The following is a 21,257-nucleotide window of genomic DNA, read 5'->3' as shown; positions in this document are numbered from 1 at the left end:
ATGACGGAAGGTTTAAGACATTATTCCAACAGCACCTATCGAAAATTACGCATTGCCAAACGTGCCGGGCTTTATGCGGGTGTGGCGCTGGTGCTCGTTTACATGTTATTCCCTTATTATTGGGCTATTATTTCCTCTACAAAATCGCGCGAAGATCTTTATTCTTTCAGTTTGCTGCCCTCGCTGGATTTCAGTAACTACATCACCCTTTATCACAACCCGATCTTTATTGGTGCAATCGTCAACTCAGCTTTTGTCGCCTTTACCAGCAGCGTGATCTCTCTAGCCATCAGTATCCTGGCGGCATATGCATTGGGGCGGATGAGTTTTCGGTTTTCCCGTATCATTCTGATCTGCGTGCTGATGATTTCAGTTTTCCCGCAGGTTGTTGTCTTGTCCGGAATGTTCGAGGTTATCGGATGGCTCGGTCTTTACAATCGACCGACGGCACTTGTCTTCTCCTATCTCTTGTTGGTGTTGCCATTTACGACGTGGGTTCTGACAAGTTTCATTCGAGATCTGCCGCAAGAACTCGAGGAGGCTGCGCTAATTGACGGATGCTCCCGTCTGAGGATACTCACCCATGTCCTCCTACCACTTATGGGGCCGGCCATTGCCAGCACAGGCTTGCTTGCCTTTATTCTTTCGTGGAATGAGTTTCTGTTTGCCTTGACGTTCATTCTCACCGATGAGAACCGCACGGTCCCTGTCGCTATGGGTCTGCTTACCGGTAGCAGCCGTTACGAATATCCGTTCGGTCAGATAATGGCGGCTTCTGTAACGGTTACGCTTCCGCTTCTCATTCTGGTTCTGATTTTCCAACGCAAAATTGTATCGGGTCTGACCGCCGGCGCAGTGAAGGGTTAACGCGAGATCGGCAGGTCGATCCTGTTGCCGCAACATGACAGCAATGGTCTGAACGACGGTTGCAATCCACTAGTAAATAATTTCTACTTATAGGGGCGAAAATGGGAAACCATTCTACGAAACTAGTCGATAAGATTGATAGCATGAAAAATAATCAGTTAAACCAGTAAGATACGTCGAGATCTTACGAAGCTCTTGGGAAAAATCATGATCTTGAAAAGCATCGCTGCGCTTGGTCTGGGCGCTCTTATAACGCTCGCTGGAGCGACTTCTGGTTTTGCCCAAACGGTTAAGATTGGCAGCAAAAATTTCACGGAACAATTCGTCGTTGCCGAAATCTACGCGCAGGCTTTGGAAAAGGCGGGGCTCACGGTGGAGCGCAGGTTGAACCTTGGCGCTACGTTGATTGCTCATTCAGCGCTGACCAGCGGTGAAATCGATCTATATCCGGAATATACCGGCACGGCTCTGGCTTCAGTTGTTAAAGGGGATTTGTCGGGGACCGCCGATAAAATCTACAAGGAAGTCAAAGACTACTACGAGAAAAACCTGCAGCTGACGCTTCTCGATCCCACGCAGATCAACAATGGCTATGCGATTATCACGCTTCCTGAAACTGCCGAGAAATACAAGCTCAAGACGCTGACTGATCTCGGTCCGGCGTCCAAAGATTTGTCATTCGGCGCAGAGGGTGGTTTCGGCGAGCGCAAGGATGGATTGCCAGGCCTGAAGCAAACTTACGGCATTCAGTTCAAGGACTTCCGCATCTTCGCCAAGCTCGGTATCCGCTACAGCGCACTTACGAGCGGTGATATCGATGTTTCCTATGGATTCAGCACCGACTGGCAGATCGCCGACAGCAAGCTTGTCGTGCTCGATGACGACAAACATCTTTTCCCTCCCTACTATCTGGTGCCGGTCGTTCGGAAGGATACTTTGGCCAAGAATCCAAAGATTGCTGAAGTGCTGAACAAGATCAGCCCGCTCCTTAACAATGAAAACATGCGCGCACTGAACGCAGCGGTAGAGCGTGACAAAAAGGAACCGAAGGAAGTAGCAGCCGAATTCCTGAAGGAAAAAGGTATCTGATTGGCCTAAAAGGAACCAAAAGCTGCAGCGACCATGCGATAGGAACCAGCGGAGATGATTGCATCTCCGCTGGTTCATTGCAGAACCGGCAATACAGGAAACACCTTTGAATTGGGCTCCTAAAAACATTCCTGAAATACTGACCGCAACCTGGCAGCATCTGTTCCTGTCCGTTTCTGCGGTTCTCATCGGACTGATAATCGCGCTGGTACTCGGCGTCATCTGCGCGCGCCGGCAAAAACTTTATGCGGTCGTGCTGACGATTACCGGTATTATCTTTGTCATTCCGAGCCTTGCCCTGTTTGCCTTGCTCATACCGTGGTTGGGGCTTGGCACAAAACCGGCACTGGTCGGTCTATCATCTTATTGTTTGCTCATCCTGTTGCGCAATGTCGTGACGGGCTTACGTGGTGTTCCCGCCGACGTACTGGATGCCGCAGATGGTATGGGATACAGCGCGTGGCAGCGGTTGGTTCAGATCGAGTTGCCCCTTGCAATGCCGCTTATAATTTCCGGCATTCGTATTGCGCTTGTAACAGTGATAGGAATCGCGACTGTTGCCGCATTCATTGATGGCGGAGGTCTCGGCACTATTATTCTCACGGGAATAGATCAGGAATACACCGAGAAAATTCTCGTTGGTGGCATACTGACCGCTCTGATGGCTACGTTTTTCGATGTTGTCCTCAGCCAGGCCGAAAAACTGATGGCAAGAGGGCGGTGACAGCATGTTAAGCACTGCCTTTACCTGGATAATCGAACATCAGCCTGAGTTTTATCGGGCGCTGGGTCGCCACCTCGTTATGTCGGGTGTTTCTCTTGCAATTGCGCTCGCTATTGGGCTTCCGTTGGCGATCCTGATTATCAACCGCAGTAATCTCGCCTTCAGCGTAATCAATATCGTCAACGCTCTGCGCACGGTGCCGAGCCTTGCCATTCTTGCGATCATGATGCCTTTGCTGGGTATCGGGCTTTTGCCTTCCATTGTCGCACTGACGGTACTTGCCCTTCCGCCAATTCTGCTCAATGCCTTTATCGGATTACGGGATGTCGATCCGGATGCGATCGAAGCTGCAATCGGGATGGGCATGAGCCGCGGGCAGGTTCTGCGGAAAATCCGTATTCCGCTTGCGGCGCCAGCCATGTTTGCTGGAGCACGTACTGCTGCCGTTCAGGTGCTGGCAGGAGCAACACTCGCGCCATTCATTGGCGGAGGCGGCCTTGGCGATTTTATCGCTGTTGGTATCAGCATGATGGATATGTCGCGGCTGCTCGTCGGAGCGATTCCAATCGCACTTTTGGCACTTGGCACCGAGTTCATCCTTGGCCTTGCCGAGAAAGTTTTCTTTTCAGAAAGATCGGCCGCATGATTAACATGGAACACGTCACCAAACGCTACACCGATGGCGGGCCTGCCTCGGTTGACGATCTATCAATTGCTGTGCCCGAGGGCACAACCACTGCGCTTATCGGACCATCAGGTTGCGGCAAGACGACGACAATGCGGATGATCAATCGCCTCATTGATCCGACCGAAGGCAAGATCATCGTCAACGGCGAGGATGTGACCAAGGTTGATCCCGTACAACTGCGCAGGCATATTGGATATGTGATTCAGCAGGTCGGCCTGTTTCCGCACATGACCATAGCGCAAAATATTGCGGCGGTGCCCAAATTGCTTGGCTGGGAAGACGCTAGGATCAAAAGCCGCACAGAAGAACTGCTTCATCTGGTCGGTCTCGATCCTAACGAAATGCTAAAGCGCTATCCACGCCAACTTTCCGGCGGACAACGTCAGCGTATCGGTGTGGCGCGCGCTCTAGCTGCCGATCCTCCCGTCCTGCTGATGGACGAACCTTTCGGGGCGATTGACCCGATTGCTCGCACAAGGCTGCAAGCCGAGTTTCGCCAGATATTGCAGCGGGTGAAAAAGACGGTCGTACTTGTGACGCATGATCTTGACGAAGCGATCCGGCTAGGCGATCGCATCGCCATCATGAAAGATGGCAAGATCGTTCAATATGATACGCCAGACGCTGTGCTGTCACATCCAGCAGACGCTTTTGTCGAAAATTTCGTCGGTATAGACAGAGCGATCAAGCGGCTTAGCCTGTTTACTGTCGCAGATGCCATGAATGGCGACGCACCGTCAAACAATGCAAGGAGCGTCAGGCAAACAAGTAATCTACGCGATGCGCTGGCACTGATGGTTGCCGCCAATAGCGACGTTCTTGCAGTGATAGACGAACATGGCACCGTGACGGGTAAACTTAGCCGCGACGCCATCTTTTCAGTTTGACGGCGCAGGGAGCGCGAAGATGCATCTTGGAACCTCCATTACGCCGTTCGGCCATCATCTTGCTGCATGGCAAAAAAATGGATCGGTAAATGCGCTTCGGTTCGATCGAATTTCGGAACAGGTGAAGCGGGCGCAGGATGCAAAACTGGATTTTGTTCTTTTTGCAGACAATTTTGGCCATAGGCCAGTTAAAAACCTGTCAGCCCAAACCGTTCCGTTTGAACCCACGACACTGATTGCGGCTTTGGCGACCATGGCAGGCAAAATCGGGTTGATAGCCAGTGCAGCTATGGATCAGCATGAGCCATATAATCTGGCGCGACGATTTGCTTCACTTGATACGATCAGTCACGGTCGCACCGGGTGGAATTATATCGCAGCATCAGCTTCGGCAAAAGCTGCCGAGTACATCGACGTCGTAAGCAGATTGTGGGACAGTTGGGAAGACGACGCTTTTGTCTATGATAAGAACAAGGGGCGGTTTTTCCTGCCCCAGAAAATGCATGTGTTGAACCACGTCGGTGAAAATTTCACGGTTCGCGGCCCGCTCAACGTCAATCGATCACCGCAGGCAAAACCGGTAGTCGCTACGCTGTTACGGTCGCAGACACTAGAGCTTGCCGCGCAAAAGGCAGAAGTGATTTTCCTGGATGTAAGTAGTCCGGAAGAGTTGAAATCGACGCTCACCAACTTTCACGAAGCCCTTGATCGAACCGGACGCAAACGAAGCGACATCAAAATCCTTGTCAATATCGTCCCCTATATTGGCGAGACCGAGAATGAGGCAAACAAGCTTCGGCAGGAGCTCTGTGGTTTGATCGAGGTCAACGAACAAACTTCCGGCATCGAATTGGTCGGAACTGCACAGGCAATTGCTGACCAATTGGAAAAGTGGAGCGAACTGGTCGATGGCTTCATCAGCCTTTCCCCCTTTCTGCCCAATGGCCGCGATCCATTCATTGAAAGTGTCGTGCCCGAACTCCAGAAACGCCGCATTTTTCGTTCAGAATATGCTGGACAAACTTTGCGCGAGCATCTGAGTTTGCCAAGACCTGCCCATCCGGCAACTGCTATGACGGAGCAAGCATCATGACTGGTACGAATTCAGGGCAGATGAAACTTGGTGCCTTTCTGATGGCGGGAGGGCATCACATCGCAGCCTGGCGGCATCCGGATGCAATCGCCAATGCGGGAGTCAATATCGACCACTTCATCGAATTGGCGCGCATGGCAGAGGCTGCAAAATTTGACATGGTATTCGTAGAGGATGCAGCGGCAATACGTGAGCGAGATCCTAATCTCGCAAGTCAGGCGGCACGCTCGACAATGTTCGAACCGCTGTCGCTTTTGGCTGCATTGGCGGTCAATACATCCCATATCGGGCTGGTTGCCACCGCATCGACAACCTACAATGAGCCTTACGGTCTGGCACGCGCCTTCGCTTCGCTAGATCAATTGAGTGGCGGGCGCTCAGGCTGGAACCTAGTCACGTCTGCCAGTGAACTTGAAGCTGAAAACTTTGTTTCCAGCGGATTGAGGCCCCATGCGCAGCGCTATGAAAGGGCAGAAGAATTTGCCGGTGCTGCAGCAGCGTTGTGGGACGGTGTGGATAGTGATGCACACACCATCAGCGACGGAGTTTATGCCGATCCAGCTAAACTTCATCCGGTGGACCATCACGGCAAACATTTCACCCTAACTGGTATTTTGGACAGCCAGCGCTCACCGCAGGGACGCCCGGTTATGGTACAGGCTGGCGCATCGGAGGCGGGTAAGAATCTGGCAGCGCGCACAGCAGATGTGGTATTCACTGCCGCGCAAACGATCGAAGAAGCGCAGGCCTATTACGCTGATCTTAAATCCCGGATGCCGGCGTTCGGTCGAAAGCCCGACGACCTCAAAATCCTTCCCGGTGTTTCTCCAATAGTCGCGAATTCGGAGAGCGAGGCGAGGGCGAAATATGAGGCCCTGCAGGACCTCATTCCAGATGAGGTCGGCGTCGCACTGCTGGCCAGCTATCTGAGCATTAAAGATTTGTCGCAATACCCACTCGACGGACCTTTGCCAGAAATGCCTGCGACCGACGGAATACAGAGTCGTCAGCAGTTGATTGTCGATCAGGCAAGGCGGGAGAACCTCAATATCCGGCAATCAGCCCGCAAATTCGCGGGCGCACGCGGTCATTGGCAGTTGATTGGGACGCCCATGCAGATCGCTGATAGGTTGGAGGAGCGCTTTCGTGCCAAGGCTGCCGATGGCTTTAATATCATGGGCGCATACTTCCCTGGTGCGCTGAAGGATTTTATTGATTTGGTTTTACCCGAGCTTCGCCGACGTGGTCTCTTTCGTACAGAATATGAAGGAAAGACACTACGTGAGAATCTCGGGCTCAGTATTCCGGAGCGTGCAGTGTGACCAAAAAAACAAACATGAAACCAGTCTACATCGATTATCTGAACGCGTTTGATATCGACTCACTGGCACTTACCGATGCTGAAATTCTGGGCGCCATCGAGAAATCTCTCACTGCTCAAGGCAACAATCAGACTGTTATCGAATCGCGCGTCCATCTCGAGCCGGATGCGAGTTTTAATGGTCACTTCAATGTGTTACGGGGGTATGTTGCACCTTTGAATTTAGCCGGCGTCAAGATCGTTGGCGACTTTGTTGATAATTATAAGCGGAACTATCCTTCGGAATTCGGTGTGCTTAATCTGTTCGATCCTCGCACCGGCGTTCCGCTTGCCATTATCGATGCCACGGCAATTACCGACATGCGAACAGGTGCAATTACGGCACTGGGTGCCAAGCATCTGGCGCGAAAGAACTCGAAAATTCTCGGGCACATTGGCGCACGCGGCACGGCCTACTGGAATGTGCGTCTGCTCAATCATCTCTATGATTTTGATGAGATCAGGGTCCATTCGCGCCGCCCGGAAAGCCGGGAAACTTTTGCGGAAAAGTTGTCGAACGATCTCGGGAAGAAAATCGTGGTGACCGATGACTGGCGCAGCTGTGTTGAGGGCGCCGATATCATTGTCGAAGCTTCGCGTCTGCCATCTCCCGAGCCGATGCTGAAAACCGAATGGGTCAAGCCAGGAGCGTTTGTAGTGCCCTATGGCACGATGAGTGCCGTCGAACTGTCGTTGACAGATATAATGGATAAGCTGGTCGTTGATGATTGGGGTCAGTGCAAAGCCGGCAAATTCGGCTCGCTGCGGGCTCATGTTGAAGCTGGAAAACTTTCTGAAAAAACTCTGCACGCTGAACTTGGACAGATCGTTGCCGGGCATAAATCCGGCCGGGATGACGATGGAGAAACGATTCTGTTCTGGCACCGAGGCTTGTCACTTAGCGATATCGCACTCGGCCATGCCATGTTGGAAAAGGCCAAGACAGCCAATATTGGCCAGCGATTGCGGTTTGCATGAATATCGTCTTTGGTAACGGCCCCGTCAACATTACAGATATTGCAGCTATAGCCCGCAACGATGCGTTCGTGGAAATTGCATCGGAGGTATATGAACGGCTGGAAAAAGCGCGCGATATACTCGATATGGCAGCCGCATCCGGGCAGCAGATTTATGGATTGAACACCGGTCTCGGCGCTAATCTCAGAACACCCGTCAGCAGCGATATAACCGGATTTCAGCAGCAATTGGTGCGTGGTCGCGGTATGGGAGCGGGCACGCCCTTGTCCCGCGAACTAACGCGGGCGGTTATGGCCACACGGCTTTCCATGCTGGTTGCGGGAGGCTCAGGTATTTCGCCTGCCGTATTTACAGATCTGCTCGCTCTGCTGAATAAACAGGTTCACCCCGTAATGCCCTCAATTGGATCGATTGGCGCAGGGGATCTGGTGCTGTTATCAGCACTTGCCCAGGGCATGATAGGTGAGGGAAACGCAGAGTATCAAGGGCAGGTTTACCCATCTGCGTCTGCACTTGAATTGGCCGGTCTCCTCCCGTCGCAGCTTGGTCCAAAAGATGGGCTTTCGCTCCTTAATGCTTCAGCCGTATCGGTCGGGCAGGGCGCACTTGTTGTCTTTGATGCATTGGCGCTTTTTGATTTTCAGCGTCAGGCAGCTGCCTTGAGTTTTGAAGGCTTGGGTGGCAATCCACTTATTCTCGCACCGGCGTTGCAACGTGCACGGGCTGCCTGCGGCCAAATCGAAGAAGCAGAACAACTGACGGCCTTGCTTGATGGTTCGGCATTACATACGACCAGCCCTGCCATACAGGATCCCTTAAGCCTGCGCTGCATTCCTTCAATCCATGGAGCATTGTCGACGGCGCTGGAAGGAGCAAAGCACTCAGTTGAAATCGAACTGAATGCAGCGGCAGATAATCCGCTCGTGGTCATCGATGAAGAGCGGGTGCTTTCAACCGGCAATTTTCACACACCCGCATTGGCACTGGCTTTCGAGACTTTGGGCCTTGCAATAGCACAAGTCGCCGCTGCCAGCGCTGCACGGTTTATTCAATTGACTGGCTCATCGCGCAACGGACTTCCAAAATATCTCAGCGCTGTGGGCGGAGCTTCAGCCGGTTTCGTGCCGCTGCAAAAAACTGTCGTCGCATTATTGGCCGCCATTCGCCATAAAGCCAACCCGGTCATGCTCGATTTCCTGCCGGTTTCGGAGGGTGTGGAGGATCACGCTACCCAATCGGTACTGGCCGTTTCAAAATGCGCCGACATGATTGATCTCTGGCGGCAGATTGTAGCTTGTGAATTCCTCGCCGCCGCACAAGCCGTTGACCTCAAACCCGAACAGATTTGCGGCGAGAAAACCTTGCAGATACATCGTTTCGTGCGCAACTCGTCAGCCCAGCTTGTCGAAGACCGAGCACTCAGCGATGATCTCTCCCGACTCGTCTCTTCCTTAATCCATAGCTGAACTTGACACCAACTCTGGCAGCCTTCCACTCGATCGGCCCCGACATTGGCCGAAGCCTTCACAAACGGCGGAACGAGTACGGGGCTTTGAATCTCCGGTCCGCATTCGGTTGCGGCAGGAGCTCACTAGATATTAGCTCGCTCAGGCACAGCTTGCTGCAACACAAAGGTAATATGCGGAGCTGTTTCTTTCGGAGTGGGGCGTTTCTGCCTGGCTTCTAACCGCGCTGAACCACCAGGAAGGCAGCTACGATCAACAGCACGAAAAGGCCAACAGCGGAGGCAGCTATTCCCAAAAGAACGAGCCATGTCTGCAGATTGCGCAGGCTTGGCCGCCTGCCATCTGCCGCCTTTGTACCAAGAAAAGTCAGAGCTCCGACGACAACCGGCATGCCAGCGCCAACAACCATTGCCGTTGTTCCTTCCGGAGCTGTTGTTCGCCAAATCATTCCGAATAGGTATATTCCGGCAATGGTTCCAGCGATGAGAGAGCTGAAAATGAGAAGTACGCGCATGATGTACCTTCTTTGACGCAAGAATCGTAGGCAATTATCTACCGGTTAACTCACTGTGTGGAGGCAAGGTCAATGATCTCCACGCAATTCGTTTAAGCCGAAACAGGAAAGGTATGAAGGGTTGCTCGCGATATCGACTGCGGATGTCAGAATGAATGCCAAGGCGCGAATGATGCAGTTCAGCTGATCGTTACAGCTTTGCCTTGCTGGGCCCTGCACGATCTAACCAGCACTTGAATTCGGTTCCGGGCAAATGGGCAACCATCGCCGTCGTAAAAAAGTCCGCTTGGTGGCGGGAGCCGTGGCTTCTCCTGGTGCTGTTCAATCGAATGATGGACGCGACATCACACAAGCAAGCGGCTATGGTAAACGTTTGCACATGCCAATTGATATCTGGAGGCCATTTGGAACGTCGACTGAGCGCTATATTCGCCGCTGACGTTGTCGGCTACAGCCGTTTGATGGGCGTTGACGAGGCGGGAACGCTCGACAGTTTCAAGCGTCATCGCCGCGAACTTATCGATCCGTTGATCAGCGACCATTCCGGCAGGATCTTCAAGCTGACCGGTGACGGAATGCTGGTGGAATTTTCCAGTGTGGTCAACGCTGTTGCGTGTGCAGCTGATATCCAAAGGGGCATGGCGGAACGCAACCGCGATGTAGACGAGAACAGCCGGATTGAACTGCGCATTGGGATTAATATCGGCGATATAATTGTTGAGGATGGCGATATATTTGGCGACGGCGTCAATATCGCCGCGCGTCTTGAAAGCATTGCGCAACCGGGCGGCATTGCCGTGGCCGCATCCGTTCGCGATCAGATTGGCTCCCGGCTTAATTTGGGTTTCATGGACCGGGGTGAGCAATCCCTTAAAAATATCAAGCAAAACATCAGAGTCTACACGGTTGGTTTTGGCGAGGCGAGCACAAGAGGTTCCGATTTACCCGCAACGCTTGACGTGCCTGATCATTCTCAGAAATTCATAGCCGTCTTGCCATTCACTAATATGAGCTGCGATCCAGAACAGGAGTATTTTTCCGACGGGATTACCGAAGACATAATTACCGATCTGTCAAAGGTTTCGAGCCTTCATGTCGTGGCGCGCAATACCGTGTTCACCTACAAAGGCAAATCCATAAAAGTCAAACAGGTCGCACAGGAACTTGGTGTGCGCTATGTTTTGGAAGGCAGTGTTCGCAAAGTTGAAGGACGCGTCCGCATAACAGGGCAGCTTATTGATGCCATGTATGGCGGTCATGTCTGGGCGGAACGATATGATCGGGAGCTCACAGATATTTTTGCGATACAGGATGAAATAACCTACGCAATCGTCAGTCAATTGAAAATCAAACTGTTGCCGGACGAGCGCAAGGCGATCGAGACCGAGCCAACAGGGAATGTAAAAGCGTACACTTATTATCTGCGTGGGCGGCAATTCTCTCATGCCTGGACGAAATCCTATCTTCACCTGGCACGGCGCATGTTCTGCAAGGCAGTGGAACTGGACCCCGATTACGCCCGTGCCTATGCTGGTATTGCAGATTGCGAGGCAGCATTGCGGGACTGGCAGCCGGAAGATTTTCCGTTGGAACGAATTTCGGCAATGGCGGCCAAGGCCCTTGAGCTGAACCCAAATTTGGCCGAAGCATATGCTTCCCGTGGATTGGCGCTGCATCAGGCTGGTCGAGATGAGGAAGCAGCTGCCTCTTTTCATCACGCGCTGGCGATTGATCAGGGTCTGCACGAGGCAAACTTTCACTATGGTCGCTTCCATTACATGCGAGGAAATTTCGAGGCAGCAGTACAGTTCTTTAAACGGGCAGCCGAGCTCAAACCTGATGATTATCTGTCGCCCGTTCACTTGATGAGCGCTTACGCATCGCTTGGCAACTCAACAGAGATCGAAAGTTGGGCTCGCGTGGGGTTATGGCGGGCCGAACAGGCATTGAAACAAAACCCGGAGAATTCCGGACCAGCCCACCGAGGAGCTCTTGCCTGGGCCCATCTTGGCGATGATCAACGTGCCCGTGAATGGGCCGACCGGGCGTTGGCGATTGATCCCGATGATGTTGTAGCACAATACAACGTTGCGTGCGTATACGCGTTGATCGGCGACGCTGAGCAAGCCATCCAGCTTCTGCAGTGTGTTTTGCCTAGAAGCTCCTACTACCAAACAATGTGGTTCAAGAACGATTCCGATTTAAACGCCATAAGATACGATAGCCGGTTTACGGACATGTTCAGGCTTATCGAAGAAAAACACGACGAGGTTATCAAGGCCAGGGCAAATGGTGACTGACGGATGGAACAAACGGACCTGGACGCAGATTCGACTGAATACCTTTCGTCCAGACGTTATCAAGGGCGTTTGTTCCGCTAACGACATTCAGGTCGCCAAATACGCTCCTCGGTCGCCAGGGTAGATTCGACCGAACGGAACTACCTGTGACCTAAGTTTCGTGCGCAGACATGGGAATGCGTACTCATTGCCGAGGGTTAGAGAGGATTGTCTTTCAAATTCAGCGATATGGTCGCCAGCGGCCCGAGAGCGACCATTGGTTGCGCGTCATCCGCTTTAATATTGAAGGCTTCTACGTCGACGTTTTTCGTTTCCGAAGTCACATTCACAAGCCGCAGATATGATCCCTTTGCACCTTCTACGATAAAAGCGACGACGTGGGTAGGATCTGACGAGATGCATTCCTGCCATTTGCTTTGCGCAACGCCGGCCAGCCATTTGATTGTGTTGTACAGTGGTCTTTTACCACCCTCGATAACCGGCTCTCCCTGTCCGGCGATAAGCCCGAAGGAACCGGTCAATGCTGAAAGAGTGAGGCATTCAAGCTCGGCGTCGAGAACCTGAATCGCGTAGGCCATTGCAAACGCTTCAGCGAATACGCTGTTATGTCGCGGGTCGGTTTTTGCCATTGTAATGCGTGCGCCCGCGGGGTTTTCCATCGTGCGGCTGCCATACGGATTTTGGCGCATTGCTATGGTCGATGGTCCGATGCGATAGGCTTTATCGCCGTAAATCGCGCGTGTTGACCGGGTAATGAAGGGCAAGGCTTCCAGGGTTTGCATGACGCTCAGATCATCGCTCGCATGCACAATGGGATTTGTACAATGAGTTATGAAATCGAGCGCACGGGCCGGTACACGCTTGCGGTTAAGTTCCGTGAAATAGCTGAGCATGCCGCCTCCAAGCCGCGCGTGCGGAAAGGCAGCGCGCGCAGCGTCATAGACTTCCTCAAGGGGTGGGCATTGCGGCCAGATACTGCCGGGCGGTGTTGATTGTCTGTCAACGGCAGGGGATACGACAATGGCCCGGGGATGGAAACCGGAAGCACTCATTTGTGCTGCGATTAGGGTAAGTTCCGTTGCCGCCGTTTGTTGGCATGGAAGCACAATTTCCAGGGTGGAACTGCCGCGATGGATTTCGGCGATTGCGGAAAAATCCTCAAAAGCTTCTTTTCCGTGCCCGGCCAATGGATCAAAATGGAACAGCAATTCCTGTGGAGCAACATCGGCAAGATGCTGGCGTGCAGCGAGCGTTGCCTTGGCTTCTTCCGGAGTTACGACAAGGCCAATGTGCGGTATTGTCCCGGACTTGACGCCATGGGTTACGACGACTGCCGGATTGGGCCGGGAAGAAAACGGCGCCGACTTGGGCGCAATGCGCGTATCAGTTATGGTCAGCGCGATCCGCTGCTTGACCGGTTTTGCTACGGGAATCTCGTAAGGCCAAGGCAGAGCCAGCGGACGGACATAGGTCTTGTAGGAGGCGTCTGACCAATTTCGCTGGTCTTCCATCTCGAACGTGTCGCCTTCCATGCGACATTCAGCCTTGACCCCGGTCTTAACATTATGCGTTATCGCTCGCATATTCTTGAAAGGCTGCCAGGGTTCAATCAAAAATGGTAACTGCGTCTGTTCTATCACGCCGTCGACGTGTTCGACAGTGACAGTGGTGCCTGCAAGGCCGATGATCGGATGAAGAACGCAAAATCCACAGCGGTTGGTTTCAAATCCCGTTTGCGAGAGCGCTTCGGTTTCGAATGTAAGAACGCCAGAAATGGTCGCGGAAATTGCGACTGAGACCTCCAATTCTGTTTCTGCATTGCCTTTGTACCGGGCCAAAAAAGCGATCAGAAATCCATCATCGTTCTCGTTGATACGAAGATCCTCGATGCGGGGAACATATGTACCCCAATCTCGGTCCCGGACCAGATAGGCAACAGAACGCAATACCTCTACGCCGTCATAGGAAACCGTCCTCAAGCCGCCATCGGTGAATTCCGCCGATATTCTCCCCGCTGTCAGAAGGATCGGCCGAGCTTGGCGCTGATGAGTGCCAAAAAGCCTGAAATGATCCAGATCAGCGGTCATTTCAATAGCGCTCTTATGTCGATTGTCTGACCGCATTCGGCGCTTTGATAGGCAGCCTCCACCAATGCAAATGTCTTCAGATTATCCGCACCGGAGGTGGAGGGCTCCGTGCCGACCAGAAGATGATCTGTCCAATGCTGCTGGATCGCAAGCACACTTTCCTGGATATTGTGCCAGGGGTGTGATGCCCAGGACAGGAGCCTCGGCGACACATCGAGAACCTCGCTTCCAAGCGGACCATTGATCTGAAGCCGGTAGCCTTGAGACAGGCGTAACGAACCCTCTGTCGCATCAAGTTCAATCAGAGTTTCGGGGAATGGATCTGTTGGGAGCTTGGTGGCGTAGCTCACATCGACGACGGAGGTCACGCCATTTTCGTGATCGAGTAGTATGGTTGCTACATCCTCTCCCTGGATGGCTCCATTGACGCGCTTTGTGCGCGCAGACAGGCGTCTCACGTCGCCAAGGATATAGCGGGCGATGTCAAGCGTATGGATGCCGAGATCCTCAATGATAAAGCGCCTTCCCTCAGCCAGATAAGGCTGACCGGAAAACACGTCATAACCGGAGCGAAACGAGAATCTGCCCCAGAAAGGCTCACCGATTGTCCCCGTGTCCAAAATCTTGCGCACGGCTTGGATTGGCGTTTGCCAGCGAAAATTCTCATGGATCATGAGCGGTATGTGAGCGTCCTGACAGATGGAAACCATGGCTTTGGCATCAGCCAGTGTCGGCGCGAAAGGTTTCTGGCAAATGACTGGAATCGTGTGTTTGGCCGCCATTTCAACCAGCGTACGATGACTTGCTACCGTCGTCGCAATATCGACGAAGTCGAAACCGCCATCCTTGAATAAATCTGAGGCATCGCTATAACGGCGCTCGATCCCAAACTGATCGCCGACGCTTTTCAAGCGCTCCGGATCGCGATCGCATATGGCTGTGATCGTCGCGCCCGCAACATCTCTCCACGCATGCATCTGGTTGACGGCAAAAAAACCGCAACCGATGAGAGCTCCACGCAGATTCGACATTGACTCAACCTTTCTTGGCTAACTGCATCAGGGCGACCTGTTGCTGCAAGCGGCGTTGTGCCTGATCTATCACCACTGCGACGATGATGACGATACCTTTGATGACCATTTGCCAGAAGGAAGAGACGCCCATCATCACCAGGCCGTCGGATAAAATACCGATGACAAAGGCACCGATAATGGTACCGCCGATTGTGCCGCGCCCCCCGGACATGGAGGTGCCGCCCAATACGGCTGCAGCGATTGCGTTGAGTTCGAAGGAATTACCGGTCGCCGGGTGCGAGGCCATCAACTCGGAGGAAATAACGATGCCAACGATCGCTGCGCAAAAGCCGGAGAACATATAGACGAACATTTTGACGCGATTGACACGGATGCCGGACATGCGGGCAGCACGCTCATTGCCGCCAACGGCAAATATTTGGCGACCGATGGGCGTGTATCTTGCCAGATAGGCCGCGGCAAGTGCCACAACAATGAGCATCCAGATGGAAACCGGCAGACCAAAAACACGGCCGGACCCGAGGAAACCGAATCCCGTGGTTGACAGTTCGGCTTTCCCCACGAGGTTCGGAAAGGTCTGTCCGTCGGAAGAAAGCAGGGCAAATCCGCGGGCAACGTAGAGGGTGCCAAGCGTGGCGATAAAGGGAGCAACATTAAGCCTAGTTATCAAAAGTCCGTTGATTGCGCCGATGGCGACGCCAACGGCGAGCGTGATCAGGCAAACTTCAACGATGTTGAAATATATCGTATAGCCGAACTGCAGATCGATGCCATGCAAGATGAGGCCGCCTGCCACCATGCCGCAAAGGCCAACAATCGAGCCCACGGAAAGGTCAATGCCGCCGGTGATGATAACGAACGTCATGCCCATAGCGAGAAATGCATTAAGCGCGACATGCTTTGACATCAGAATGATATTTGCCGCCGACAAAAAGTTGGGTGCGAAGATCGAAAAGAAGACAATGACGGCAAAAAGTGCGATGAACGTTCGCAGTTTCATCAGTGTCAGCAGAATGGAGCCGCTGTATGCTCCGGATGTTTTTTCACTCGCAGTTGCCGTAGCCATCACGCAATTTCCCCAATAACATTATGCCCGGCGGATTTGTGTCCTTCAGACGCGGCCTTGATAATGAGTTCTTCGCTCGCGTCAGCCCGGTCAAGGATAGCCGTGATCCTGCCGTTGCTCATCACGGCGATACGGTCGGACAATGCCATAACCTCTTCCAGATCGGAGGTCGAAAACAGAATGGCGAGACCTTCGCCAGCCAACCGTCTCATGGTACGAAACACGTCTGCCTTTGCACCCACGTCAATCCCGCGGCTCGGCTCGTCCATGAGGAGCACTTTCGGATTGGTCATCAGTGCCTTGCCGATGACGACTTTTTGCTGATTGCCGCCGGACATGGAGGTAACATCGAAATCCGGATTGGGTGCCTTGATAGAAAGGTTCTGGATCGAGTCTTTGATGGCAGATTTTTCCCGTTCGCCGACGATGTGGAAGCCAAATCTGACAAATCTCTCAAGGCTGGCGAGGGTCAGGTTCGAGGCGATGGAAAGCACCTGTACGAGACCCTCACGCTGCCGGTCTTCAGGGATCAGTGCGAGGCCTTTGCGGATCCGCGTGGACGTATCGCGGGCAATGACCTCTTCGCCTGCCACAAAAATCTTTCCGGTCGAGTGCGCATGCTGTCCGATGACGCACTCAAAAAATTCGCTGCGACCCGCGCCCATCAGGCCGTATATGCCGAGCACCTCTCCAGCGCGAACCGAAACGGAGAGATGATCGACAGAGAGGCCTCCGGTTTTGCGCGGCAAGCAGATATCCTCCGCGCGGAAGGCTTCCGGCCCGAGCTTGTGGTCAACAGACTTGGCGAAATCCTTGGCGTCAGAGCCGATCATCGAGCGGACGATCCACCTTGTGTCGATGTCCTTGACGATGGCCTGACCGGTGATCCGGCCATCGCGCAGCACCGTGATATAGTCACCGATGCGCATCAGTTCTTCGAGACGGTGCGATATATAAACAATCGCGACACCTTGCGCCTTCAGTTCGCCGATCACCTTGAAGAGAATATCGACTTCGGCGGCCGACAAGGCTGAAGTTGGTTCATCGAGGATCAATATACGGGTATCAAGCGAGATTGCCTTGGCGATTTCAACGAGCTGCTGCTGGCCGATCGGTAAGTCTTCCACCATGGTCTCGGCATTGATGCCAGCATCAAGTTTATCCAGAAAATGGTTGGCTTTTTCCACCTGCGCCTTGTGATCGATGCCACGCATGCCACGGGTAATCTCCCGGGTCAGGAAGATGTTCTCGGCCACGGAAAGATTGCCGAAGAGATTGAGCTCCTGAAACACCATTCCGATGCCATGCTTCTGCGCATCGGCTGGCGAATTGAATTCGACTTCTGTACCGTCCAGGAGAATGCGGCCGAGGGTTGGCCTCTCGACGCCTGCAATCATGCGCATCAGCGTTGACTTGCCGGCGCCGTTTTCGCCGACGAGCACGTTGACCGCGCCGCGATACAATTCAAGGCTGGCGCGCTTGACTGCAACGATACCCGAATAGACCTTCGTGACATCGTCGAGCTTGAGGATTGTGTGGAGTTTGTCGGTGACCGTCATCTCAGCCGCCGATCGCGATGGTGGCTGGCGTAAATAATGCCGGCTGGCCGGTTGACGGTAAGGGATAGGCGCCGAGTGCTTCGATCTTCTTGCCTTCCAGGCCGTTGCGTGACAGCTTTTCAAGCGTTAATTTATTAACGTGCGTGTTAAATGCTTTGCCAAATTCTGCCCATTGGATCTGGTTCTTGAACTCATTGAAATTGACAAAATCGAGGCTGTCACGCAGTGCTGTCCCTTTGATGACCGGACCGATTTGAATGCGGACATCCGCCTTGCCGTCACTATTAACATCAGTGTCGAGATAGGCAGCGCGGGATTTCGTTTCGGCTTTAATGATAAAACCGGAAACCTTGGCGGCAAAAGTCCAGGGTGCGCTTCCCTCCTTTTCCTTGTGCCCATAGGCAGCGGCGGCCGCGTTCAGATCAGTTGCGGAAAGAGCAGACACCTCTTGGAATGTGCCGGCGCGCTTTTCAAGAAACGAGATGACTTTCGTGTCCCAAATCCCGGCAACCTGTTGATCCGGGTTAAACCCGCCGTTTGCCGCCGCCGTGGCCTCTTCAGCCGTCGGCGTCTTGATAATTTTGCAGCCGGTCAAAATCAGCGCAATGGCGAGGCAGGCCGCGGCAGCTTTGCGAGGGTTCGGCATGAATACTGCTCCCTTCCAAAGGAATAATCGTGCGGTGCGGAAATCATCCACACCGCACTTATTCTCTGGAGTATCAATCTTTCAGGGCGAAGGTTTCAAGCGCTGCGGCATTGTCGGCATTGATCAGCACACAATCCATCAGCTGCTTTTCTTCCGCAGGTCCCTTGCCCGTCTTGATGAAGACATCGGCCTGTTCAACAGCCATCTGTGCCTGAGCAAAGGCAGGCTGCAGGACCGTCGCTTTTATACCGCCGGATTTAATGGAATCGCGAACATCATTGGACCCGTCGAACCCGACAACGATAACGTCCTTTCGTCCAGCCGCTTGCAGTGCTGCAATCGCTCCCATTGCCATGGTATCGTTGCCGGAAATCACCCCTTTAATGTCAGGATTGGCTTGCAGGATGGTCTCCATCTTGGAGTAGCCTTCCGTTTGGCTCCAATTTGCCGACTGTTGTGCAACCATCTTCATTTCGGGATATTCGTCGATGACGTCATGGTAACCTTTCGAACGAATTCCCGCATTCAGATCAGCTTCACGGCCAAGCAACTCGACATAGTTGCCTTTTTCGCCCATCAACTTGACGAACTCCTCAGCTCCAAGTTGCGCACCCTGATAATTGTTGGAAACGATCTGGGAAACGGCAATACCGGTGGCATTGATCTCACGGTCGATCAGAAATGATGGTATTCCCGCGTCCTTGGCCTTCTTGACGGCAGCAATGGACGCCTCTGAGCCGGCATTATCGAGAATGATCGCCTTGGCGCCACGACCAATGGCAGTATCGATAAGCTGCGATTGTTTGTTCGCGTCATCATCGTGAACAAGGATCAAGGTCTCGTAACCAAGTGACTTGGCTTTTGCCTCGGCACCCACTGCTTCCGCCTTAAAGAAAGGGTTGTCGTGTGACGGTGTGATAATTGCGATAAGGTCTGCCGCATAGGCCGGCATTGCTGTGCCAATTGCCAGTATCGCAGCTGTGGCAAGCAATAGTCTGCGTGTGAATTTCATGTCGTTCCTCCCAGATAAAATGAACGGCTCCGTTCCCGGCGAAGCCGATAGTGATTGTGGGATTTAAGGCCCCATGCCGGTCAGGTGATGCGCCGGATGCTTTCAGCGATTTCGGAAGGCTCAAACACCTTTCTCCAATCGTCGCGCATAAGCGCTGGAATACCAAATTCGATGGCTTTGTTACACGCGTCAGAGAACACCCCCTGAACTTCACCGAAGATCACCGCGCCGAGGACGTTCATGTGGCCGAGCAGAAAGTCGCGTGCGGCCTGTTCTGGCACCCCTCGCGTCACGCATTCATCCATCGCCTGCTTCATGACCATGAGCAGAGAAGCCGCTACCGTTTCCGATAAGCCCGGCTCGAGAATGGCGAGCTGTTCAACGGTGACACGATGAGACCGCATGACCGGCGCCCAGATCACTTTGGCAATTTCCTCACCCAGAGTATATGCCGTTTCGGGACCCTGCATCAGCGCGGAGACGATATGCTGCTTGGCATAGAGACCTCCAAAGTGATCCTTCTTCGCCTGCATATCGGTTTCGTCGTTGAAAATCGGTGGATGGCACGGGTGGGTGACGAAATACGTCAGGTCGGGTCGAACGGGTAGGTGTCCCGCAAAGGGCGCTGCTGCGTCGAGCGCAATGACCATGGTTCCCGCAACCAGCCTATCAACAATACTGGCGGCGACCTTGCCAATGACTGTATCTGGAACCGCAAGGATGACAACATCAACACCCGCAAGTGCCGTGTTAATATCTACACATGACAGGCCAAGCTCTTCTTCAAGGCGAGACTTGCCGGCATCGCTTACTTCTACATGGCGCACCTCAAAGCGTGAGCCCATCAGATTTTTGGCCAAGCGGTAGCCCATTTTCCCGCCGGCACCGAGTAGAGCGATTGCAGTCATGTTTCCTCACCTCATGAATATATGTTTTTGGTACATTAACTGGTATGATGAGTCAATGATCGCTCCATCATATTCGACGCTTATTTCGCGCGATCCAACTTATCGATTGCTTCGACATTTCCTGCTGATGCGCCTTGTGGATCGAACTCGGATTCCAGCCATTTATCGACGATAGCCTTGGCAAGTTCCGGGCCGATAACACGGGCGCCCATGGTGATGATCTGCGCATTGTTGGATTTGGCAGCGCGCTCGGCGGAATAGGTATCATGGGTCAGCGCGGCGCGAATGCCCGGCACCTTGTTTGCTGAAATACTGACGCCAATGCCTGTACCGCAGATGAGAATGCCGCGCTCATTGGTTCCATCGACAATTGTCTGTGCCAATTTTTGCGAAAGATCCGCATAAAAGCCGGACTGGCTGAGGTCTGCAACGACATGTTCCGGCTTTGTCGCAAGATGCGCAGCAATGATATCGAGCAAAGGCTTACCCGCACTATCGGCTCCAATGGCTATTTTCATGAGTTTTTCCTTTCTAGATCTGTTCTTTACGCAATTCCGGACGGAAAACCGGTTCCCACTTTTTCTGGAATTGCTTTTGCGACCCGCTGTAAAATATCAAGATAGCCCTCTGCGGCCCAAGCAGAGCGACCAATGAAAAGGCCATCAATATTCGGGCAGGCAATCAGTTCGGCGCAGTTTTCAGGATTGACGCTGCCGCCATAAAGGACAGGTACGGCAGTGCCGAGCACCGACCTGGCCACAGCCGCGATCTTCCCATGGCGTTCATCTGCATAGTCGGATGTGGCCGGAATGCCGTTGACGCCGATTGCCCATATGGGTTCGTAGGCCAGAAGGACCGGCTGCTTTCTTGCCTCACCTTCAAGCAAAGCGAGGGCAGCTTGTACTTGCGCAGCAAGCACGGCGTCGGCCTCTCCGGCCTCGCGTTGTGCCAGACTTTCACCAATGCAGATCAACGGGGT

Annotated in this window: 20 protein-coding genes; 10 read left to right on the top strand and 10 right to left on the bottom strand. The window is 53.2% G+C overall.

Annotation, left to right across the window (positions count from 1 at the left end; genetic code table 11):
- The 9 genes from V9K95_RS17745 (at position 1) to V9K95_RS17705 (ending at position 9,152) form a co-directional block, all read left to right on the top strand.
- Positions 1-867 carry a carbohydrate ABC transporter permease gene (locus tag V9K95_RS17745; RefSeq protein WP_336441788.1) on the top strand — a complete coding sequence of 289 codons (867 nt, stop codon included), beginning with the start codon at positions 1-3 and terminating at the stop codon, positions 865-867.
- Positions 868-1,074: 207 nt separating this feature from the next.
- Positions 1,075-1,956, top strand: coding sequence for a glycine betaine ABC transporter substrate-binding protein (locus V9K95_RS17740; protein ID WP_336441789.1), 882 nt, complete (start codon positions 1,075-1,077; stop codon positions 1,954-1,956).
- 106 nt (positions 1,957-2,062) lie between these two features.
- Positions 2,063-2,680 carry an ABC transporter permease subunit gene (locus V9K95_RS17735; RefSeq protein WP_115055778.1) on the top strand — a complete coding sequence of 206 codons (618 nt, stop codon included), beginning with the start codon at positions 2,063-2,065 and terminating at the stop codon, positions 2,678-2,680.
- A 4-nt stretch (positions 2,681-2,684) separates the two neighbouring features.
- Entirely contained in the window at positions 2,685-3,326 is a 642-nt protein-coding gene (locus V9K95_RS17730) for an ABC transporter permease (protein WP_336441790.1), read from the top strand.
- A complete protein-coding gene (locus V9K95_RS17725) occupies positions 3,323-4,255 on the top strand; it encodes an ABC transporter ATP-binding protein (protein ID WP_115055621.1) in 933 nt (310 codons plus the stop codon). Before V9K95_RS17730 ends, V9K95_RS17725 begins: the two co-directional genes overlap by 4 nt.
- A gap of 19 nt (positions 4,256-4,274) precedes the next feature.
- Positions 4,275-5,348, top strand: coding sequence for an LLM class flavin-dependent oxidoreductase (locus V9K95_RS17720; RefSeq protein ID WP_336441791.1), 1,074 nt, complete (start codon positions 4,275-4,277; stop codon positions 5,346-5,348).
- Positions 5,345-6,670 carry an LLM class flavin-dependent oxidoreductase gene (locus V9K95_RS17715; protein WP_336441792.1) on the top strand — a complete coding sequence of 442 codons (1,326 nt, stop codon included), beginning with the start codon at positions 5,345-5,347 and terminating at the stop codon, positions 6,668-6,670. Before V9K95_RS17720 ends, V9K95_RS17715 begins: the two co-directional genes overlap by 4 nt.
- A 14-nt stretch (positions 6,671-6,684) precedes the next feature.
- On the top strand, positions 6,685-7,686 hold the full coding sequence (locus tag V9K95_RS17710; RefSeq protein WP_336441820.1) for an ornithine cyclodeaminase family protein: 1,002 nt from the start codon (positions 6,685-6,687) through the stop codon (positions 7,684-7,686).
- The gene (locus V9K95_RS17705; RefSeq protein ID WP_336441793.1) at positions 7,683-9,152 is read left to right on the top strand and encodes an HAL/PAL/TAL family ammonia-lyase; all 1,470 of its coding nucleotides are present in this window, start codon (positions 7,683-7,685) and stop codon (positions 9,150-9,152) included. The genes V9K95_RS17710 and V9K95_RS17705 overlap by 4 nt, the downstream gene beginning before the upstream one ends.
- Before the next feature lie 217 nt (positions 9,153-9,369).
- On the opposite strand, the gene V9K95_RS17700 is transcribed toward V9K95_RS17705, so the two are convergent.
- On the bottom strand, positions 9,370-9,666 hold the full coding sequence (locus V9K95_RS17700) for a hypothetical protein (RefSeq protein ID WP_336441794.1): 297 nt from the start codon (positions 9,664-9,666) through the stop codon (positions 9,370-9,372).
- 404 nt (positions 9,667-10,070) lie between these two features.
- Here V9K95_RS17700 and V9K95_RS17695 point away from each other — a divergent pair, with 404 nt between their 5' ends.
- Entirely contained in the window at positions 10,071-11,966 is a 1,896-nt protein-coding gene (locus V9K95_RS17695) for a TPR end-of-group domain-containing protein (RefSeq protein ID WP_336441795.1), read from the top strand.
- Positions 11,967-12,163: 197 nt separating this feature from the next.
- Here the strand turns inward: V9K95_RS17695 and apnL are convergent, their stop codons facing one another.
- From apnL to V9K95_RS17650, 9 genes are all read right to left on the bottom strand, one after another.
- Positions 12,164-14,053, bottom strand: coding sequence for a D-apionate lactonase (apnL, locus tag V9K95_RS17690; protein ID WP_336441796.1), 1,890 nt, complete (start codon positions 14,051-14,053; stop codon positions 12,164-12,166).
- Positions 14,050-15,084 carry a Gfo/Idh/MocA family protein gene (locus V9K95_RS17685; protein ID WP_336441797.1) on the bottom strand — a complete coding sequence of 345 codons (1,035 nt, stop codon included), beginning with the start codon at positions 15,082-15,084 and terminating at the stop codon, positions 14,050-14,052. The genes apnL and V9K95_RS17685 overlap by 4 nt, the downstream gene beginning before the upstream one ends.
- A 4-nt stretch (positions 15,085-15,088) precedes the next feature.
- A complete protein-coding gene (locus tag V9K95_RS17680; protein ID WP_336441798.1) occupies positions 15,089-16,153 on the bottom strand; it encodes an ABC transporter permease in 1,065 nt (354 codons plus the stop codon).
- A complete protein-coding gene (locus V9K95_RS17675; RefSeq protein ID WP_336441799.1) occupies positions 16,153-17,712 on the bottom strand; it encodes a sugar ABC transporter ATP-binding protein in 1,560 nt (519 codons plus the stop codon). The genes V9K95_RS17680 and V9K95_RS17675 overlap by 1 nt, the downstream gene beginning before the upstream one ends.
- 1 nt (position 17,713) lies before the next feature.
- A complete protein-coding gene (locus V9K95_RS17670) occupies positions 17,714-18,358 on the bottom strand; it encodes a DUF2291 family protein (protein ID WP_336441800.1) in 645 nt (214 codons plus the stop codon).
- Between the two features lie 73 nt (positions 18,359-18,431).
- Positions 18,432-19,370: a D-ribose ABC transporter substrate-binding protein gene (locus V9K95_RS17665; RefSeq protein ID WP_115055601.1), complete on the bottom strand. Its 939-nt coding sequence runs from the start codon at positions 19,368-19,370 to the stop codon at positions 18,432-18,434.
- A gap of 80 nt (positions 19,371-19,450) precedes the next feature.
- Complete coding sequence (locus V9K95_RS17660) at positions 19,451-20,278, bottom strand: phosphogluconate dehydrogenase C-terminal domain-containing protein (protein WP_307276802.1); 828 nt, start codon at positions 20,276-20,278, stop codon at positions 19,451-19,453.
- An 80-nt stretch (positions 20,279-20,358) separates the two neighbouring features.
- Positions 20,359-20,796, bottom strand: a complete 438-nt coding sequence (gene derI / locus V9K95_RS17655) for a D-erythrulose-4-phosphate isomerase (protein WP_336441801.1) — start codon at positions 20,794-20,796, stop codon at positions 20,359-20,361.
- A gap of 26 nt (positions 20,797-20,822) precedes the next feature.
- A partial coding sequence (locus tag V9K95_RS17650) for a triose-phosphate isomerase (RefSeq protein WP_336441802.1) occupies positions 20,823-21,257 on the bottom strand: 435 nt, incomplete at its 5' end.

The organism is Phyllobacterium sp. CCNWLW183, from assembly GCF_037203775.1.
Taxonomy (GTDB): Bacteria; Pseudomonadota; Alphaproteobacteria; order Rhizobiales; family Rhizobiaceae; genus Phyllobacterium; species Phyllobacterium ifriqiyense.
Note: the sequence above shows the minus strand (reverse complement) of the source record. Positions and strands in the feature narration are given on the sequence as shown.

Coding starts and splice junctions, on each gene's coding strand:
- V9K95_RS17745 (WP_336441788.1), top strand. CDS start 1: ATGACGGAAGGTTTAAGACATTATTCCAACAGCACCTATCGAAAATTA.
- V9K95_RS17740 (WP_336441789.1), top strand. CDS start 1,075: ATGATCTTGAAAAGCATCGCTGCGCTTGGTCTGGGCGCTCTTATAACG.
- V9K95_RS17730 (WP_336441790.1), top strand. CDS start 2,685: ATGTTAAGCACTGCCTTTACCTGGATAATCGAACATCAGCCTGAGTTT.
- V9K95_RS17725 (WP_115055621.1), top strand. CDS start 3,323: ATGATTAACATGGAACACGTCACCAAACGCTACACCGATGGCGGGCCT.
- V9K95_RS17720 (WP_336441791.1), top strand. CDS start 4,275: ATGCATCTTGGAACCTCCATTACGCCGTTCGGCCATCATCTTGCTGCA.
- V9K95_RS17715 (WP_336441792.1), top strand. CDS start 5,345: ATGACTGGTACGAATTCAGGGCAGATGAAACTTGGTGCCTTTCTGATG.
- V9K95_RS17710 (WP_336441820.1), top strand. CDS start 6,685: ATGAAACCAGTCTACATCGATTATCTGAACGCGTTTGATATCGACTCA.
- V9K95_RS17705 (WP_336441793.1), top strand. CDS start 7,683: ATGAATATCGTCTTTGGTAACGGCCCCGTCAACATTACAGATATTGCA.
- V9K95_RS17700 (WP_336441794.1), bottom strand. CDS start 9,666: ATGCGCGTACTTCTCATTTTCAGCTCTCTCATCGCTGGAACCATTGCC.
- apnL (WP_336441796.1), bottom strand. CDS start 14,053: ATGACCGCTGATCTGGATCATTTCAGGCTTTTTGGCACTCATCAGCGC.
- V9K95_RS17685 (WP_336441797.1), bottom strand. CDS start 15,084: ATGTCGAATCTGCGTGGAGCTCTCATCGGTTGCGGTTTTTTTGCCGTC.
- V9K95_RS17680 (WP_336441798.1), bottom strand. CDS start 16,153: ATGGCTACGGCAACTGCGAGTGAAAAAACATCCGGAGCATACAGCGGC.
- V9K95_RS17675 (WP_336441799.1), bottom strand. CDS start 17,712: ATGACGGTCACCGACAAACTCCACACAATCCTCAAGCTCGACGATGTC.
- V9K95_RS17670 (WP_336441800.1), bottom strand. CDS start 18,358: ATGCCGAACCCTCGCAAAGCTGCCGCGGCCTGCCTCGCCATTGCGCTG.
- V9K95_RS17665 (WP_115055601.1), bottom strand. CDS start 19,370: ATGAAATTCACACGCAGACTATTGCTTGCCACAGCTGCGATACTGGCA.
- V9K95_RS17660 (WP_307276802.1), bottom strand. CDS start 20,278: ATGACTGCAATCGCTCTACTCGGTGCCGGCGGGAAAATGGGCTACCGC.
- derI (WP_336441801.1), bottom strand. CDS start 20,796: ATGAAAATAGCCATTGGAGCCGATAGTGCGGGTAAGCCTTTGCTCGAT.